11 protein-coding genes are annotated in these 17,120 nt (G+C 59.1%); 1 reads left to right on the top strand and 10 read right to left on the bottom strand.

All coding sequences use genetic code 11. The features are described from left to right. Window positions 1–7 precede the first annotated feature (7 nt). A complete protein-coding gene (locus LB529_RS04330; protein ID WP_224710325.1) occupies window positions 8–1,270 on the top strand; it encodes a polysaccharide biosynthesis/export family protein in 1,263 nt (420 codons plus the stop codon). Between the two features lie 33 nt (window positions 1,271–1,303). Here the strand turns inward: LB529_RS04330 and LB529_RS04335 are convergent, their stop codons facing one another. The 10 genes from LB529_RS04335 to LB529_RS04380 form a co-directional block, all read right to left on the bottom strand. Further along, on the bottom strand, window positions 1,304–2,659 hold the full coding sequence (locus LB529_RS04335) for an HlyD family type I secretion periplasmic adaptor subunit (protein WP_224625625.1): 1,356 nt from the start codon (window positions 2,657–2,659) through the stop codon (window positions 1,304–1,306). An 11-nt stretch (window positions 2,660–2,670) separates the two neighbouring features. Continuing rightward, window positions 2,671–4,365, bottom strand: a complete 1,695-nt coding sequence (locus LB529_RS04340) for a type I secretion system permease/ATPase (RefSeq protein ID WP_224707154.1) — start codon at window positions 4,363–4,365, stop codon at window positions 2,671–2,673. Between the two features lie 336 nt (window positions 4,366–4,701). After that, window positions 4,702–5,415 (bottom strand): N5-glutamine methyltransferase family protein, encoded by a 714-nt coding sequence (locus LB529_RS04345; RefSeq protein ID WP_224710328.1) that lies wholly within the window; start codon window positions 5,413–5,415, stop codon window positions 4,702–4,704. Window positions 5,416–5,460: 45 nt separating this feature from the next. Continuing rightward, window positions 5,461–5,727 (bottom strand): acyl carrier protein, encoded by a 267-nt coding sequence (locus LB529_RS04350; RefSeq protein ID WP_095768673.1) that lies wholly within the window; start codon window positions 5,725–5,727, stop codon window positions 5,461–5,463. Window positions 5,728–5,781: 54 nt separating this feature from the next. After that, window positions 5,782–7,335, bottom strand: coding sequence for a class I adenylate-forming enzyme family protein (locus tag LB529_RS04355; protein WP_224710330.1), 1,554 nt, complete (start codon window positions 7,333–7,335; stop codon window positions 5,782–5,784). After that, a complete protein-coding gene (asnB, locus tag LB529_RS04360; RefSeq protein WP_224710331.1) occupies window positions 7,332–9,350 on the bottom strand; it encodes an asparagine synthase (glutamine-hydrolyzing) in 2,019 nt (672 codons plus the stop codon). Before asnB ends, LB529_RS04355 begins: the two co-directional genes overlap by 4 nt. A 2-nt stretch (window positions 9,351–9,352) precedes the next feature. Next, complete coding sequence (gene nadE, locus LB529_RS04365) at window positions 9,353–10,336, bottom strand: NAD(+) synthase (RefSeq protein ID WP_224710332.1); 984 nt, start codon at window positions 10,334–10,336, stop codon at window positions 9,353–9,355. Continuing rightward, window positions 10,333–13,071: a non-ribosomal peptide synthetase gene (locus LB529_RS04370; RefSeq protein WP_224710333.1), complete on the bottom strand. Its 2,739-nt coding sequence runs from the start codon at window positions 13,069–13,071 to the stop codon at window positions 10,333–10,335. The genes nadE and LB529_RS04370 overlap by 4 nt, the downstream gene beginning before the upstream one ends. Window positions 13,072–13,466: 395 nt before the next feature. After that, entirely contained in the window at window positions 13,467–13,895 is a 429-nt protein-coding gene (locus LB529_RS04375) for a hypothetical protein (RefSeq protein WP_224710334.1), read from the bottom strand. A gap of 1,083 nt (window positions 13,896–14,978) precedes the next feature. Continuing rightward, window positions 14,979–16,310 (bottom strand): UDP-glucose dehydrogenase family protein, encoded by a 1,332-nt coding sequence (locus tag LB529_RS04380; protein WP_140845616.1) that lies wholly within the window; start codon window positions 16,308–16,310, stop codon window positions 14,979–14,981. Window positions 16,311–17,120 lie beyond the last annotated feature (810 nt).

Raw genomic sequence — 17,120 nt, forward strand, 5'->3', positions numbered from 1 at the left:
GTCACCGATGGCATTCATGAACCGAAATCTTCTTGCAGCGATAGGTGTGCTGGCTGCGGTTGATGCTGCCTCCGCGGCGGACGACCGGCCAGCCTACCATCTCTCCCCCGGCGACATCGTCGAAATAGGAATCTCTTCGATACCGGAACGAACTCAACGTGCGGTAATCCAGATGGACGGTACGATCGCGCTTCCCCAAGTCGGGAAGATATCCATCGGCGGTCTGACGCCGGCCGAGCTGCAGGCCCGCATGGAAACGATCTTGCCTACCAAGATATTTCAGCAGCGTTTGCCCGATGGGCGAGAGCAGATGATCGTTGTCCAACCTGGCGATGTGACCGCGATCGTCGCGGAATATCGTCCGATCTACGTGACTGGCGAGGTGCTCACTCCTGGCCAGCAGGCATATCGGCCTCTCATGACGGTGAGACAGGCGATTGCGGTGTCTGGCGGTCTCAGCCTTTTGCGCTCACGCGTAAATCAGACCGGTCCTGACCCGGTTGATCTGCAGCGCGACTATGAATCGCTTTGGGGGGAATACACCCGCGACTATTACCACAGTGCTCGCATTCGCGCCGAACTGCAGGACCAGCCAAGTTTCGATACCAAGCCCCCCCAAGGGTCACCACTGTCTGCCGCCTTCAGCTCGGCCATTGCCGACGCCGAAAGAGAGGCGCTGAAGATCTCTCTCGATAACTTCCAGCAGGAGCAAAGCTACGTTGATCAGGGTGCAAAGGATGCCGCGGCGCAGATCGACGTTCTGACCAAGCGCCAGCAGGTCGAGAGCGACGGGGTCAAGGCGGATGAGGATGACCTGGCTCGGGTGACGAAATTGTTTCAAGCAGGCAATCTGACCAACGCCAGGCTGTCTGACGTCAGGCGCTCCGCGCTTCTCTCTTCCAATGGGCAGCTTCAGACATCGGTCGAGCTCATGCGGGCGCGACGCCAGCAGGAAGATTATCTCAGGCAACGCGAGCGCAATGAAAACCTGCGAAGGATCGGCTTGCTGACCGAGTTGAAGGATACCGATGTCCGCCTTGCCGACATCACCGCAAGGCTCCACGCCACCAGCCAGAAATTACAGCCCGCTGGCGCGTCCGCTCTGCCTTTGCCGGTAAGCGGAGAAGCTATTCAGACCCAGATCACCATCGTGCGCAAGATTGGTGAAGAATGGCGCAAACAACTCGTCGAAGAAGATTCAGAAGTGCTTCCGGGAGATACGATCGAGGTGAGGTTCAGCAGCGATCTGGGACGTGCAGCAAGCCAGTAGGGCGTTAACCGCGGGGCCGCGTTTGCGGTCCCGCTATTGCTTGAAGGCCCGGGAAATCTGATCGGTCAATGGCTTAAGCAAATACGACCAGACGCTACGCTCCTCGGTGCTTATGTGAACTTCGGCAGGCATGCCTGGCTTTAGGATTTTCTCACCCTTCAGGCAGGTGGCCTGGTTGTCGACGTGGATGCGAGCCGAAAAATAGGAAAGCTGGCGTTCCTGATCCTTGATCAGATCTGCAGAGATACGCTTCACCGAACCCTCGCAGACGGGTGTCGTTCCGACGTCGAAAGAGGGAAAGCGGATTGACACCCGCTGCCCGGGCTGGACATCGTCCATCCGGGTCGGCGGAATGAGCGCATCCACGACAAGGTTGTCGGTGTCGGGCACAACCACCATGAGCACCTCTCCCGGTCCAACTACGCCTCCGACGGTGTGGATAGAGGATTCTTGTACCGTCCCGGTCTGGGGAGATCGGATATCCGTCCTTGCGAGCTCGTCGTCCGCCACTATCTTGCGCTCTTCGAGCTCTGTGCGCTTTGCTTCGTTTTCGCGGAGCTCGCTTGTCACGTCGCTGCGCATCTGCTCGTCGAGCTGAAGCACCTGCAAGTCCGTTTCACTGATGTGGGCTTGCACCTCAGCGATTGCTGCAACAAGTCGCCCCGACTCTCCGCGAGAACGAGCCTCTTCCAGGCTGACATTGCTCAGTCGCTCCTTGGACACCAATTTCTTGGAGTAAAGAGCTTGGACGTCGGCAAGGCTGCGGGTAAGGAGGTCCAGGGAGTCGTTCGTCGCGGCAAGCTGAGCCTTGAGGCCGTCAATCTGATGTCGGAGTTGCATCGAGCGGCTCTGCAACTGCGCCTTTTGGCCAGCCAATGCCGTAGCCCGGCTTTCAAACAAGGCACGTTCTCCATTGACAAGAGCAGCCACCCGCGGGTCGCTCATTCTCACGCGCAGACTGGGTGGAACCTGCATTTCCGGCAGCCCTTGCCGCTCTGCCTCGAGCCTGGCCAGGCGGATGGTTACCCGGTCGAGGTCTTCACTGACGATCTGCAGGTTTGAGCGTGTGAGCGTATCGTCAAGCCTGACCAACACGGCGCCGGCACGCACATGATCACCATCCTGGGCGAAGATCCCGCCGATGGTGCCGCCGGTCCGATGCTGGACCTTCTTTACACTGCTTTCGACCACAACGGTCGCTGGCGCGATCACAGCGCCGGCGATCTTGGTTAATCCCAACCAGGTCCCGCCGCCAACGAGCAGAAAGGCGGTGGTTGCCAAGCCCAGAGCCAGGTTGGCACGGATGCCATCCGGATCATTGATCAGCCTGGTTCCGAGCCAACGACTTGCGTCGTCGACACGAGCATAAGAAATAGTCGCGTCAGACACGGAATAAGACCTCAAGCGTTGCCGGCATTTTTTTGCAGCGGAACGACTGCCGGCTGGGGGAAGGGGCGGACGACATTTGAGAGAACATCTTCTCGCGGGCCAAATGCGTGGACCATCCCGTTCGACATGACCAATACCTGATCGATATTGACGAGCGCAGAAGGGCGATGCGCCACGACGATCACGATACCGCCACGCTGGCGCACCGCCAGGATCGCCCCCGCCAACGCAACATCGCCGTCTGAATCCAAGTTGGAATTCGGTTCGTCGAGCACGACAAGAAACGGATCGCCATAAAGTGCCCTGGCCAATCCGACCAGTTGCCTCTGCCCGGCCGACAGGGCCGTCCCGCCTTCGCCGATTCGTGTTTGGAATCCTTGAGGCAATCGCATGATCATCTTGTCGACACCCGCCGCTCGAGCGGCTGCCATGACGCCTTTTGGGTCGCTCTGGCCACCAAATCTCGAAATGTTGTCGGCAACCGTTCCGTCGAACAGTTCGACATCCTGCGGCAAATAGCCGATATGAGCACCGAGCAGTTCCGAACTCCACTGATCGAGAGCAGCGTCGTCCAATCGAACGGTTCCGCGAATTGGCTTCCATACTCCGACCAGGGCACGCACGAGCGTTGTCTTCCCGGAACCGCTAGGGCCGACGACTGCCATCCCAGCACCGCTCGCCAGGCGAAAGCTTACATTGAGAACCGTCGGCCGTTGTGCGCCTGGAGGGGCTATCGTCAATTCCTCGACGGAGAGTTGCCCCCGCGGGCTGGGAAGCTCCATAGGAGCGCTTTGGCTACCGAAAGCATCCAGCGCTGCAGTCAAGTCGGAGTAGCTTCGGCGCGCGGCCAGAAATCCTCTCCAGTTTGCGATCGCGGCGTCGACCGGCGCCAAAGAGCGGCCAAGCAATATCGAAGATGCGATGATCACACCCGGGGAAGCGTCCCCCCCGATCACCAGATATGCGCCCAGCCCGAGTACACTCGATTGCAGGGCCATCCTGAGTGTCTTCGACAATGATCCGGTTCCGCCCACGATGTCGGAGAGCCGTTCCTGGTTCTTGAGATAGGCATGGCTGACTTCTCCCCAGCGTCGGCCAAGCCTGGCGGAGAGACCCATCGCCTGAACGACTTCCGCGTTGCGGCGGCCTGCATCGGCAAGGATGCGTTGCGCGACCAGTGTTTCGGAAGTTCGGGCCGCGGGGCCGCGGCCGGCAATTTCTGCGACCACGGTCAAAAGCACGACGACAACGGCGCCGACGGTTGCCAGTAGCCCAAGGGAAGGGTGCAACAGGTAGATGACCACCATATAAAACGGCATCCACGGGGCGTCGAAAAACACGGTCGGCCCCAGGCCGGAGAGAAAGCCGCGCAGCTGGTCCAAGTCGCGAAGCGGCTGCACCCGGTTCGCCTCCTGCCCGGCGACCAGGGGCACCGACAGCGATATGGTGAAGGCCTTGTGCTGCAGGTTTCTGTACAGGCGATTGCCGATTCGAACCAGCAAGCGAAGCCGCACGAAATCGAGCAGCCCGTATACGGCATAGAGGCCCAGCATGCCGACCGTAAATCCCACGAGCGTCGGAACGCTCTGCGAGGGAAGCACACGGTCATACACCTGCAGCATGTAGACGGAGCCGGTCAGGGCTAGAATGTTTATAACCGCCGAAAAGAGACCAATGCCAACCAGCCCGGACCAACAACCCGACATGGCTGAGAGCAAATGTTGCGTACGATGTTCCCTCACGACGCGCGATCTCTCACTCGAGATTGTCGCACGGCCTCGTGGACGCTGTCAGCGTAGGACAAGATCTTACCTTTCGTTGTGACCCGCCCACCCCGAACATTACATCAAGCTAACATTCGTCAAATTTTATCAAAATGCAGCAAAATCGTGACGCTCAGACGCTAAATCGTGAATCGCCACGAACAAGCTGGGGATAACCGACCCTGGAAAGCGAGCGTTTATTGACCATTTGAAGGTCGACGGGGTTTGCCCTTTGTCGGATCACGTTTTGATGTCTGTTGGATGAGGAAAGTGACCTCATCAGACATTCGACGCGCGTGGTTCATCGGGGTTCTTCATATGGGCGACGACGACACGGCCCTCGCCAGCTTCGTTCGAGATCGTGCCAATATTCTCGTAGGCCTTTGCGCGGTTGAGCAGACTCACGACTTGCCGGTCCTGGCCAAGGCCAACCTCGAACAGCAGTATGCCACCTGGCCGCAGGTATTGCGGTGCGTCTCTTATCACCCGCATGTGGATGCTCAGGCCGTAAGGGCCAGCAGCAAACGCCTCGCGCGGCTCGAGCTCGGTCAAGTGAGAGCGGTCGCCCTCGAGCCGCTTTTCCGAGATGTATGGCGGGTTGCAGACAATCATGTCGATCCTGCCGACAAGTTCCGGGCCGGAGAGAGGCTCAAACAGGTCGCCCTGCAGCACCGAAACGCGCCCTGCCAGTCCATGATGGTCGACGTTGCGGCGCGCGGCTTTAACGCACCCATCCGTTAGGTCGCTCGCCCAGATCCGCGCGGTGGGGGCATAGTGCGCTATGGCGCATGCCAGATTGCCGGCGCCGCAGCACATGTCGATAATGCGGGGTTCCGCAGTCCTCAACTGATCCAAGGCGGCGAGGGCGGCTGTGCCCAGCAGTTCCGTCTCCGGGCGTGGCACAAGCGCGCCAGGTGCCACGAGCAACTCCAGCCCCATGAAGATGGTGCGCCCTTTGCTGTAGGCATCCTCGACGCTGATTTCTTGGCTCACGACAACCCGCTTTTCCCAATGCTGTCGTTCGGGAGACAGCTATGATCAGTTCTTTTTTCGGATGACGTATTGTGCAATCCCTTGGATGGAATCGAGGTTCTCAGGCAGAAGCTCGCTGTCTTCGACGACAATGCCAAAGGTTTCCTCAATGAATCCGATAACCTCCAGGACTCCCGTCGAGTCGACGATACCTTGGTCGAGCAGGGACGTATTGTTTTCCAGAGCCTCAGCGTCAGCAACATAGAAGTTGGACGCCAGAAACCCCCGAATTTTCTCGCTGTAAGTCTCTATCCTGTCTTCGCTGGACAACATTTTGCTTCCCCGATTAAAACAAGAAAATCGACGTCAGGTCTCGTGGAAAACGGCTCATGACAAAGCCGTCTTCTTAAGTTTTCCCGTATCTGTCATTGGCAGGCTGGGTACAATGACAATTGATTTTGGGACCATGAAATTTTCCAGCCGCCTCTGACATTCCTTCTGCAGTTGTTTCTCGTCGATGGACTTCCCTTGCTCCATCACGACGAACGCCTTCACCGCCTGCCCAAGAAGTTCGTCCGGAACGCCTATCACGGCGGCCTCCCGCACCCCTGGAATGCCAACAAGCGCGTTCTCAACCTCTTTGGGCGCGACCTTCTCGCCACGGGATTTGATGATCTCATCGCCACGACCTACGAAATAAAGGTACCCTTCCGCGTCGATCCGGCAGTAGTCGCCGGTGTAGAGGACCTGTTCACCGGGCAGAGGACCAGGTTTAAGCTTCCTTGCGGTCGCCTCTGGCTTGCCCCAGTAGCCCTTCATCACGGTCGCGCCGCGGATGACGAGCTGGCCGACGACGTCGGGGCCGACCCGCTTGTCGTCGTCGTCGACGATCCACATTTCCGTGTTCGGGATGGCTATCCCGACGCTCGACGGCTTTCGTTCAAGGTCCTCTGGCGGCAGGTAGGTGCAGCGCTTGCACTCGGTGAGCCCGTACATTGAATAGATGCGCGCGCTCGGAAAAAGGTCCTGGAGCATGAGAATATGCTTCAACGGCAGGGCGGCCGCGGTATTCGTAACATAGCGAATGCTCGAAAAATCCTGATCCTTCAGCGATTTGAGCTCCGAGAGCGCCGCAAAAATAGTAGGCACGCCGGGGAAACCTGTGACCCGTTCTTGCTTGATCAGTCCAAGGATCTGCGCTGCAAAAGCAAACGAGCGTTCAAGCACCAGACGGGCGCCAGTGCGGAACGCCATGATCATCTGGTACAGGCCGTAATCGAATGCCAAGGGCAGGACATTGAGGATCACTTCGTCTTCGCCGAGCTCAAGGTACGATGCGATCGAGGTGCAAGCCGCCATCATGTTTGTGTGCGTCAGCATCACGCCCTTGGGCTCGCCGGTAGAACCTGACGTGTAGATTATGGCGGCGAGATCAATGTCGATGCATCGGCGCGCCGGTGCATCCTTGTTGCCGGCAATCGCAACCTTCCAGCGAACTGCATGGGGCAGTTGCATCAACTCGGCGTCATCTATTGGCCCGGAGACAATCATCCGGCGCAGTGACGGGCAGTTGCGGGCCGGCTCGCTGAAGACCGAGGTCAGATGGTTGTCCGTTATCAGCGCGGCTGGCAGGCAATCGTTGAGCAGGTAATGAAGCTTGTCGCTCTTGGTCAGCGGATTGACGATGCACACCACGGCGTTCGCCTTGAGCACGGCCCAGAAGCTGACGACCGTCTCGACGGTGTTGTCGGCGAAGATCATCACGCGATCGCCGCGCGTCACTCCGGCGTCAGCCAGGTGTTGCGCAACGCTGTTGGCACGGGTCTCGATCTCGGCATAGGTCACGCGTTGCCCGCCGCAGACCAGTGCCACCTTGTCACCCAGCCGGTCGGCCGAGTGCCTGAGATAGTCGTGCAACAGCGGTATGGCTCCATGCATCATGCCAACACCTCTTCCTTGATCTCATGGTCAACGTCGACGCTGAGCTCGATCTTCTGCCTGCCGATGGGGCGGCTTGCGATAAACTGCTGGTGAAGAAGCTGGGTGGAGAGCACGCCCACCAGCGCCATGTTGTCGGAATTGGAAAGGTCTTGGTCCACGGTCCTGGCTCGACACTTGCCCAGCAGGCGCGCGACCGACTCCGCATCGAAGACGTTTGCGTCGCGCAACGCTCTTTCCGAAAGTGCCTCGCGCACATAGGCTGGTGCATTGTCGGCAACGAAGCATTGAGCGTTCGGCGCCCTGTAGGGCTGTTTCTTGCGGGCGATGATTTCCGGCGGCAGGATCGGCTCGGCCACCCGCTTCAGCACATGCTTCTCGTCCAGAATGCGCAGCTTGTATTTGGCTGGAAGCGAGTTCGCGAGTTTTACAACGTCATCGTCGAGGAACGGGAAGCGCCCTTCGACAGAGTTGCCCATCAGCATTCGGTCTCCCTGCGAGGAGAGCAGATAGCCGGACATCAAAGTCTGGATTTCGATATACTGGTCCTGTGCCAGAGAGTCCCAGCGCGAAAATTCGTCGGGCAGGCGCGCAAGGAACGCGGCGGCCGCGTTGTACGGTTCCGTCTCGGCTTTCATGTCGGCAGAAAACAACCGCTTGAGAGCGCTGGTCGTGCGCCAACGGGTGCCATGTGCGAAGCCTGGCGCATCATGGGCGTGGATATCATGTCCGAAGAACTGACGCGCCATTGCTTGCTGATGCACCGGAGAACGAGTGAGATAGGGATACAGGCGTTCCAGCAATCGGGCGCGTCTCGTCGAGGATGGTTGATGCCCCCAGAAGCGGCGCACCTTCCCTTCCCGGAACAGGTCGTAGCCGGCGAACATTTCATCCGCGCCTTCGCCCGTCAGCACGACCTTGATTCCGTGCTCGCGTACCAATCTCGAAAGCAGAAGAAGTGGCGCCGGCGCGGTCCTCAGGATCGGACGTTCGGTGTGGTAGATCACCTCCGGAAAGACATCGGCGATATCGCTGCGAGAAACCGTCACCTCGTGGTGCTCGCTGCCGGTCGCGCCTGCCACCAATCGCTGATAGCTGGTCTCGTCATATTCAGCATCGGCAAACCGCAGCGAAAACGTCTGGAAGCGGTCGCCGGCGATGCGGCTTGCCATCATGGCGACAAGCGAGCTGTCGAGTCCGCCAGACAGGTAGCAGCCGACAGGCACATCCGCCTGGTCGATCCGCAGCGCCGTCGCCGACTGCAGAGCCTCGCGCACTTCGTCCACGGCGTCATCGAGCGACCCTGGGAATTCTCGGCGTTCGTCGAACGCCTCGGGATAGCTGGGTTTCCAGAATGCCTGCTCACGAACGGTTCCGTTCTCATAGACCCGAATGTGGCCAGGCTTGAGTTCCCGGACCCCCTTGAATACGCCTTGCGGCGGGACCACCGTCCAGAGAGTGAACGTCTGATCAATGCCGGCTGGATCGAAGGCTCGCGGCAAAGCCGCGTCGGCCGCGAAAATGGCCTTCACTTCGCTGGAAAAATAGAGGCGCCCAGCGTGCTCGCAAAAATGCAGGGGGCATATGCCGAACCGATCGCGCGATAGCACGAGGCGGCCGGCCAGCGAATCCCAGATCGCGATTGCCCATTGCCCGTTCATCCGCTCAAAAGCGGAGTCGCCCCATTCGCGATATGCATGAACCGCCACTTCGGTGTCGCTGCGGGTGCGGAAGCGATGACCGAGCGCGACCAGCTTTTCGCGAAGCTCAACGTAATTGAAAATCTCGCCGTTGAAGACAATCCAGGTCTTGCCGCTCGTGTCGGCAAGCGGCTGTTGCCCACTCGAAAGGTCGACAATTGAAAGGCGTGCGTGGGCCAGCCCCACGCGATTGTCGCGGTAGAGGCCGTGTTCGTCCGGACCGCGATGCACGAGCGACCCCGCCATGCGCAGAAGCGCCTCGCGCGAAGGCCGCGCCGCGGTAGCGTCCAGTGCCACGATTCCGGCTATGCCGCACACGCTCAGCCCTCGTCCATCTCGACGGCGGGCAGGGGTCTCGCGTGAAGATAACGCGCTGCGCGCCGCTTGCTTTCAATGTCCTTGAAGACTTTCTGAACCTGGTCGGGAGTGAGGCCGGCGACCGCTGCGATCTCGTTGGCAGAAATGCCGTGGTTCAGGCCATAGAGACACAAATCCGTCAGGTGATATGGCAATGCAAAATAGAACTCCTCCTGGCTTTGCGCCATGGAGAACGTATCCGTGGTTGGCGGCCTGCGCCGCACCTCAGGGTCTATCCCGAGATACTCCGCTAGTTGATAGACTTGCGTCTTGTAGAGGTGGACGATCGGCAGCACGTCGGCGATTCCATCGCCCTGTTTGACGAAAAAGCCTTGGTCGTGCTCCAGCCGGTTTGGCGTGCCTGCCACCGCGTAGTTGAGACGGTCCGCGTGGTAATACTCCGTCATCTTTCGCACGCGTTGCTTGTAGTTGGTGGCGGCGACGATCTGCAGATAGGTTGCGGGTGGCAGTCTGACCGTGTCGACTTTGCCATCCGGATCCTCGACCGTCAGTCTGGTAATGTTGATGCCGTTGCTTTCCAGAACCGACGCCATCACCAGCTTGCACTTCCAGCCTTGACCGTAGGCGGGAACGACGGTCCGTATCGCCTCGACCTGACGTGAATAGGCACCGATGCCCTCCAGGGCAGGCGTGATGTCTTCAACGATCGAGTCGATACCAAGTTGCGACGCAACCGTTCGGCCAAGCCGCAGCGAGTCGCCGGAAGAATGGGATTCCGGCATGAATAGGCCGAGGACCTTATCTTTCCCGAACGCGCCGACGCAGAGTGCTGCGACAACGGAGCTGTCGATGCCCCCAGAGAGGCCGACAACGACGCCTCGGCGCCTGAGTGTACCAAAGACCTGTCGACGCAAGGCTTCTACGATGCGATCGACCTCGGCACGAGCGTCGAGCACCAGGGCATCCTTGCCAAACCCGGAGATCACGTCGATGACCGTTCCTCCCCCTGGCGAGATTCTTCTGGCAGATAAGTTCGGGCCACGGCCGCCTCGATGAGCGGTCGGTTGAAGGCCACGTTAGGCTCTGAGACCATGTCGATGTGGGTGCCAATGATTGGAATCACATCCAGGTCTGCGAAAGCATTGTCCCACCCGATGGCGCGAGGCATTCCAGGACGGGCGCAGCGAAATAGGGTACCGGTGATCGGCAGTCGGGGTCTTGGCGTCTGGAGCCACTGAAAAAACGCTTTGGCCCTCAAAACTTCCTGAAGCTCCAGCTTGGCCCTAAAGCTGGTCGCGTTGAATTTCTCCTGGGCATAGCGATCAAGCAAGCGGGCCAGTTGCATCTCGTAGCCCATTCGGACCACGACTTTTGCAAGGGCGCGGCAAGCCATTCTGTAGGCGGTAATACGATTGGTTCGGATTCGATGAATTGTGCGGACGACCGTCTCTCGGTAAGTGCTCCGTTCACCGAGCAGGCTGGTGTCGAGGATGCCCAGAAATTTCACATTTCGCCCGACGGCCAGCAGCCTTGAAGCAACTTCAAAAGCAACGACGCCGCCAAGCGAATGGCCGAGAAGTCGTACGTTACCTTCAGGCTGGGCGCGGCGTATCTGGTCGAGCGCGGCCTCGGCCATATCTGCTACCGAGTTTTTTCCCTGCAATATCATTGCCAGGGCGGGATACCTGATCGGGACAACCCGGGCGGTTCTACCCATGGAGGCCGCGAAGGCGGCAAGGCTAGGGCCATAGCCGACGGACCCGGGGAGCAGGAAGAGAATTGGCGGATGCTCTTTGCGCGAGCTGGCCTGCTCGTTACCTGCTTTCGCGGCCGCGACGGCCTTCACCATTTCGTCGAAATTCATTCCGACGGTGAAAGGTTCAAGGTCGATCTCCAGGCCGAGGACGCTTTCGATCTCCATGACACAATGCAGCAGCTTCAGCGAATCGCCGCCGGCGTCATCCCAACGTCCCGCGGCAACGCGCGTGTTCAGAATCTTGGTCCAGGCACGTTGCACGATCTGCTGGATAGTCCGTTCGGGTCCTGTATTCGGAGCCTGGACAATGCGGTCCTGCCTCACGCTTGCGCCGTCCAACTCGGCAAGCCTCGCCATGTCGACCTTCCCGCCCGGCAGGCGTGGAATTTCGGCAATGGCGTGCAGTCTCAACGGGCACAGAGGCGGCGGCAGTGTCGTTCGGGCAAGATGGCGGAGATCGTCCGCGAAGTTGGAAGTGGCCGGCCCGCGAGGTACGGCGAAAGCGATGAGCTCCGTTGACGCCGTCACAATCGCTACAGCGTCCTCAACGGAAGGCGCGCCACGCAAAACCCGCTCCAGCTCCGCGGGCTCAACGCGTCGGCCATTGATTTTTATCTGACGCCCCTTGCGACCCATGATCTGCAGCAGGCCATGGTTGTCCAGTTGAACGAGATCACCCGTTTCAAAGATGCGGACGGACGGGTTTTCGGGGTCTGCAGCCACGGGCACGACGACGCCGTTCTCCCAATGGCCAAGCAAGACATACGGACTTTTTATGACAAGCTCTCCAGTCCCGCCGGCCGGCACCGGGCGTCCTTGCTCGTCGATGATCGCGAAACTGATCCCTGGAAGGAGCCATCCAACGGGAACCGAGGCGGCCTGCTCCGGCCAATCGGTCGGTACAAACCATTGTGATCCTGTCGTCTCGGTTGACGAGTAGCCGATCTGCACCAGGCAGTTGCTTGAAACGGCGTCGCGTAGCAGCTTGATGTCAGACCATGACACCTTTTCGCCGCCGATCCGAGCCACCCTGAGACTGCGGAATGCGTCTTCTGATTTGTTCGCCATAAGCGCACGCAGGAGAGCCGGCACCAGGTAAGTGACAGTCACTCCCTCGGCTTGCATCCGGTGTAAAACCGCGCGCAGGCCTACGGCTTCGACCTCAAGAAGATGCAATGTGGCGCCGGTAAGAAGGGCGGCGAGCACCTCTCGACATCCAGCGATGGTGGCCGGTCCCGTGAGAGGCAGGAATACGTCCTGCGCATTGATGTGACAGGCGTTTACATATTGCTGAACACGCCATAGCAGGCTGCGTTGACTGTTAACGATGCCTTTTGGCCGACCTGTACTGCCCGAAGTGTAAAGGACGATCGCGGGGGCATCCACGGATACCGGATGGAGCTGGGGAACGCGATCGCTCTTCGGTTCGCCGCGGGGCGAGACATTTATCCAGCCGACAGCTCGCGGCAGGCCCGTGGGTCGGACATCTCCATCCCCTATGATGGTCGATAACCGCGCCTCGGACACGATCGCATTGATCCTGGTATCCGGATCCCTCGTGTTCAGGGGTACCAAAGGCCGCCCTGCGGCCATGCTCGCCAGCATCGCCAACGGAAAGAAGGCCGTATTCGCAAGAAGAATTCCGACGGCGTTTTCGGCGGGAGTGATGGCGAGGATGCGGCTAGCCAGTGCTTCGACAGCCGAGACGAGTTCCGAATAAGTGAAGCGGTTGGTTGCGTCGGTAATCGCCAGCTTTTCGGGATACTGACTGGCCACATTTTTCAAATGATCGACAATGGCGACATCGGCATAATCAGCGTCCATCCGCTGATAGGGGCGCAAGACAGGGCCGCCTTGGTCGAGAGCGTATTCCGGGACATTCGTCCATTTGTTATTTGCCGCCGATTGAGAATCCGTCCGCGGATATTCAATCGCGAGTTCCGATCCTGAGTAGGCTGGTGACATGACGGGCTCACGCTATGGATAGCGTCAGTTATCGCCGCCCGCCCAAACCATTTCATCGATCATTCTGATGATGCTGGCGACGCTAGAGGTGTACATCGAAAAATTTCGCGCCCGCCTCATGGCGGCGGGGCGTCAGACTAAAGAACAGCCGTGCGACATGGAGAGCTGATGCCGCGGCGCTGGCCGGGGCAGATTTGCATTCTGAATGGCTCGTCTAGCGCCACGGTCTGTGTTGCCAAAAGACACGTCGCGCTCAGCCACTCGCTACACGATATCCACCGAGAAAATTTTGAAGATAGTTACAGCGCGCAGCGCGCGATCGACTCGGTTGCTGTTCTTCGGACGGTCTTTTGGAAATACCGCAATCTATGCGACCGGTTTTGCATCGATGGCACTTAGCGAGTTCCGCCGGCGATCCTGTTTGTCCACGCCGCGATGGCCAGTCCGCAGATCGCGCCTGCAAAATCAGCAATCCAGTCGAACATATCCATGTCCCGCGCCACCAGCGGGGTGGCCTGAAGAACCTCGATCGCCGCCCCTACAAAAAGGACCAATACAACCAGCCTCAATTTTTGCTTGGGCCAACCGAGACCGCCGAGGACCCCCAAAGTCGTGAAGGCGACCGCATGATTGAGCTTGTCGTGACTGAACGTGAAACCCATGCCCAGCATATCGAGAATACCGCCGGGCAGCAGAGCTAATAAAACAATTCCCACCAACGCGAATGGAAAGGTCATTCTCGCCACCAGCGAGCAGGTGTCCGTTGCCGGCAAACGCGTCAGTCCTTCAATCGAGCCTGCTGAAGCTTTCTCAAGTCGCGGCAATTAACCTCATCTATTCTCCCGCTTAGAACCTCCGCCATGCCGGCGCATCGGCTAAATGAATGAGGGCCTCGGAGGTGGAAGCTCATTCGGTCTAATAACACCGGGATATGCCTGCGTTGCCGCAGCGGACCCGATCATCCGCTATGTGAAAAGGTTCACCTAGCCAGGCGTTTAGTTGCGCTATGTACGAGAGGAGAGTCGCAACGGTTTGGGGAACACGGCGTCTGGAGCAGCGGGTGGCAGCGGCTAGCCGCCGGGCCTAGCCAGCAAGGTTTTCGCAATCTCGCCAGAACGAACATATCCGTTCGGACCAATTGTGGGCGAACATGCGAACGAACCAGGTGGGTATCTAAATTTGCTACCCAGTGCGTGCTCTCGGGGTGGCAGGTGTGCAAGCTGGCGCGGAGATATTCGTGGAAGAAACGGCTGTCGACAATCACTTCACCCTACCAGGGGAGTGTCACTTGGAACGAGGAAGCCGCCTTCTAGCAGGTCCAGAGCGTCCAGCGCTTCTTCGACCCGCAAATGCGCCAAAGGAATTCCGTCAACGAGCAAAACTTTTTGGTCGCCTACGTCGTAGACCTCCCAAAGCCTGTCGATTCCCCGCCGGATGGCGTGCCGTCGTTCCATGCGCGGACAATATGAGCCATATGCGAGTTTGAATAGGGAACGATCCCGGCGGTGACAAATTATAGCGTGGATAAACTGGTCAAGCTTGGTTGCACTTAATCATGGATACAACCCTGGAATGGTTTTACAGTGAGTGAACGAGGCCTGAAATTCCTCCAGGAGTGGATGGATAGCAATCTGCCGCATCATTCATCATCTGACACGATCTTAGCGCAAGAGCTTGCAAGGCGACTAACCAGCGACGCAAAAAAGGCTGGAATTCGATCAGAAGAGATCTCGGAGGAGGTCGGCAGCATCTTCTCAACGATGCTCGAGGCGCTTGGAAGTAGGGATCCCGTGCCGGATTGAGAGCAGAATGTGGGCTGCGCAACCGAAGAAGCGCTCCGGCCCACAACGATAGGAACTACAGCTGCCCTGTCGGACATGTTGAAGTAAGATGCCTGGTTGGCGCCCTCATGCCGCCATCCTGCCGATCGAGAAGTATTCGATGCCGTAGCGCGCGATCACCTTGGGATCGTAGAGATTGCGGCCGTCGAAGATGACCGGCGTCGTCAGCGCGTCCTTGAGCGCGTCGAAGGACGGCGCGCGGAAGCTCTTCCATTCGGTGCAGATCAAAAGCGCGTCGGCGCCGCGCAGCGCCGCTTCCTTGGTGCCGCACAAAAGCAGATCCTCGCGCAGGCCGTAGATCGCTTGGCACTCCTGCATCGCCTCGGGATCGTAGGCCTGCACCTTGGCGCCGGCCGCCCACAACGCTTCCATCAGCGTGCGCGCCGGCGCCTCGCGCATGTCGTCGGTGTTGGGCTTGAAGGCGAGCCCCCAGACGGCAAACGTCTTGCCCCTCAGCGCGCCCTTGAAATAGTGGTTGACCTTGTCGAACAGGACCGACTTCTGCGCATTGTTGCGCTCCTCGACGGCGCGCAGCAGCTTGGCGTCGAACTTCACGCCCTCGGCGGTCTTGATCAGCGCGCGCACATCCTTCGGGAAGCAGGAGCCGCCATAGCCGAGGCCGGGATAAATGAAGTGATAGCCGATGCGCGGATCCGAGCCGATGCCCTTGCGCACCTCCTCGATGTCGGCGCCCAGTTGCTCGGCGAGATTGGCCATCTCGTTCATGAAGCTGATCTTGGTCGCCAGCATGCAGTTGGCGGCATATTTGGTGAACTCGGCGCTGCGCACATCCATCACGATCATCTTCTCGTGGTTGCGGTTGAACGGCGCGTAGAGCTCGCGCATCACCATCTCGGTGTCCTCGCTGGAGGTGCCGACGATGATGCGGTCCGGCTTCATGCAATCGGCGACCGCCGAGCCTTCCTTGAGGAATTCGGGGTTCGAGGCGACGTCGAAGGCGAGATCCTCGCGGCCGCGCTTCTTCAGCGTTTCGGCAATCCTGGCCTTCACCTTCTCGCAAGTGCCGACCGGCACGGTCGACTTGCCGACGACGATCTTGGCGCTGTCCATCTCACGGCCGATGGTCTCGGCGACGGCCAGCACATATTTCAGATCGGCCGAGCCATCCTCGCCGGGCGGCGTGCCGACCGCGATCATCTGGATCTGGCCATGCCTGACCGCCGCCGCCGCGTCGGTGGTGAAGCGGATGCGACCGGCCGCGTGGTTTTCCCTGACGAGAGCCTCCAGGCCCGGTTCGAAAATCGGCACCAAGCCCTGGTTGAGCCGCTCCACCTTCTTCTCGTCAATATCGACGCACACCACCTCATGGCCGACCTCGGCCAGCACAGCGGCCTGCACGAGACCGACATAGCCAATCCCAAATACCGTCAAATTCATTTGGTTCTATTCCTGTCAAAGGCCGGGCCGCGGTCCGGTAAACTGGATATGCCGAAAAGGTGGGCTGTTCGACAACACTCCGCGTCATATCCGCTCTTGAGACGCTGCCGACCAGAGCGGCCCGACAGTCCGCCGTTTTGGGGTGGATCGGGATGAACCGCCGGGCCTAACCGACTTTAAAAAAGTCGGCTGGCGGCCTCTATATCAACTCTGGCTAATGGTTACGCCCTTTGAACGAAGGACGTCGGGCAGCTCTTCTACAGCTGGGAGTGCTGCACCATCAGGAGAGGCAATGCTTGCCATGATTAAAATTCGGCGTAACAAAGAGCCCGTGACCGAAGCCGACGGGCCGCTACTGGGTGCCCAGGAATGCGCAAACTGGCAACGTGTGCGGCAGGCGATTTGGCAACGAGGGAGAGCCTGCGCTGTTGCGCGAACAGCTGTGCTTGTCCGTCAGTCGGACCCTGAGTGAGACCAACGTCCTACCCGGCAACTCATAGGTCCCGGCCACGAAACATCTTCCAGAGAAGTCCATTGGTGGGTGCTGGCGAGCATAGTCTCTTCATTGCCAGTTCGTGGATGCCCACCATCACCTGCGATGGGGGATCTGCATCAATCGGGGGTAATTTGATTGCCGATCCCAGAGAGCTTAAATCACGAATATCTCAGATTTGATTGTCCAAGATGCGAGCATCCAATCATCCGCAAGGGCTCATGGTTCAAGGTCATTGCCACTTTCAGATGCCCCCGCTGCAACACGACGCTGCGGCTAGGATACCCTGAAAAGTTACGCATTTTCGAGACCCACAG

Origin of the sequence: Mesorhizobium sp. CA5, from assembly GCF_020165105.1 — a bacterium.
Classification (GTDB): Bacteria; Pseudomonadota; Alphaproteobacteria; order Rhizobiales; family Rhizobiaceae; genus Mesorhizobium.

Bases quoted from the DNA above. Each gene is read 5' to 3' on its own strand.
- LB529_RS04330 (WP_224710325.1), top strand. From the start codon at position 8: ATGGCATTCATGAACCGAAATCTTCTTGCAGCGATAGGTGTGCTGGCT.
- LB529_RS04355 (WP_224710330.1), bottom strand. From the start codon at position 7,335: ATGATGCATGGAGCCATACCGCTGTTGCACGACTATCTCAGGCACTCG.
- LB529_RS04380 (WP_140845616.1), bottom strand. From the start codon at position 16,310: ATGAATTTGACGGTATTTGGGATTGGCTATGTCGGTCTCGTGCAGGCC.
- LB529_RS04340 (WP_224707154.1), bottom strand. From the start codon at position 4,365: ATGTCGGGTTGTTGGTCCGGGCTGGTTGGCATTGGTCTCTTTTCGGCG.
- LB529_RS04370 (WP_224710333.1), bottom strand. From the start codon at position 13,071: ATGTCACCAGCCTACTCAGGATCGGAACTCGCGATTGAATATCCGCGG.
- LB529_RS04350 (WP_095768673.1), bottom strand. From the start codon at position 5,727: ATGTTGTCCAGCGAAGACAGGATAGAGACTTACAGCGAGAAAATTCGG.